General features: G+C 67.1%; 1 protein-coding gene. It reads right to left on the bottom strand.

Going from position 1 to position 1220, the window contains the following annotated elements; all coding sequences use genetic code 11:
• On the bottom strand, positions 1 to 1220 hold a 1220-nt coding region (locus PMI01_RS23560), incomplete at its 3' end, for a dicarboxylate/amino acid:cation symporter (RefSeq protein WP_007675332.1).

The raw sequence follows: 1220 nt of genomic DNA, 5'->3' as shown, positions 1-1220 counted from the left end.
AGTTCGCCCTCCCACTTGGCGACGACGGCGGCGGCGACGGAGTTGCCGACGACGTTGGTGGCCGAGCGGCCCATGTCGAGCAGGTGGTCGACGCCCAGCACCAGGGCGATCCAGGTCTCGGGCAGGCCGAAATAGGTCAGGGTGGCCATGATCACCACCAGCGAGGCGCGCGGCACCCCGGCGATGCCCTTGGAGGTGACCATCAAGAGCAGCAGCATGAAGATCTGCTGCTGGATCGACAGGTGCACCCCGTGGGCCTGGAGGATGAACATCGTGGCGAAGGTGCAGTAGAGCATCGAGCCGTCGAGGTTGAACGAATAGCCCAGCGGCAGCACGAACGAGACGATGCGGCGGCGCACGCCCAGCTTGGGCAGGACGTCGAGGATGCGCGGATAGGCGGCTTCGGAACTGGCGGTGGAGAAGGCCAGCAGGGCCGGCTCGCGGATCGCCCCGAACAGCGGGATCACCCGCCGGCCCAGCACCAGCCAGCCGGCCACGAACAGCAGCAGCCACAGCGTGCCCATGGTGGCGTAGAAGCCCAGCACGAACTTGCCGTAGACGGCCAGCATCGACAGGCCCTGGGTGGCGATGGTCGAGGCCAGGGCGCAGAAGATCGCCACCGGGGCCAGCTTCATCACGAAGCCGGTGACCTTGAGCATGATCTGGGCGCCCTGCTCGACCAGCTCCAGCACCTGCGGGGCCTTCTTGTCCAGCGAGGCCACGGCGGTGCCGACGAACAGGCTGAACACCACGATCTGCAGGATCTCGTTCTTGGCCATGGCCTCGAAGATCGACACCGGCACCAGGTGGGTCAGAAAGCCCTGCAGGGTGAAGGCGTCGGTGGTGGCCGCCGCCGGGGCCGCCCCCGTGGCCGAGACCTCGGCCAGGTTCAGCCCCGCCCCCGGATGCAGCAGGTGGACCATCACCAGGCCCAGCAGCAGCGACACCGCCGAGGCGCTGACGAACCAGCCCATGGTCTTGGCCCCGATCCGCCCCACCGCCGCGGCGTCCTCCATGTGGGCGATGCCGGCGATCAGCGTCGTCAGCACCAGCGGCGCGATGATCATCTTGATCAGCCGCAGGAACACGTCGGTCCCCATCGAGAACCACTTGGCCGCGTGCTTGGCCTGCTCGGCGTCCAGGAACTGGTTGCAACCCCAGCCCACCAGGATCCCCAGGACCATGGACGCGATGATCAGATAGGCAAAACGTTTGTTCAT

It is taken from the genome of Caulobacter sp. AP07 (genome assembly GCF_000281955.1).
In the GTDB taxonomy this organism is placed as follows: Bacteria; Pseudomonadota; Alphaproteobacteria; order Caulobacterales; family Caulobacteraceae; genus Caulobacter.
Note: the sequence above shows the minus strand (reverse complement) of the source record. Positions and strands in the feature narration are given on the sequence as shown.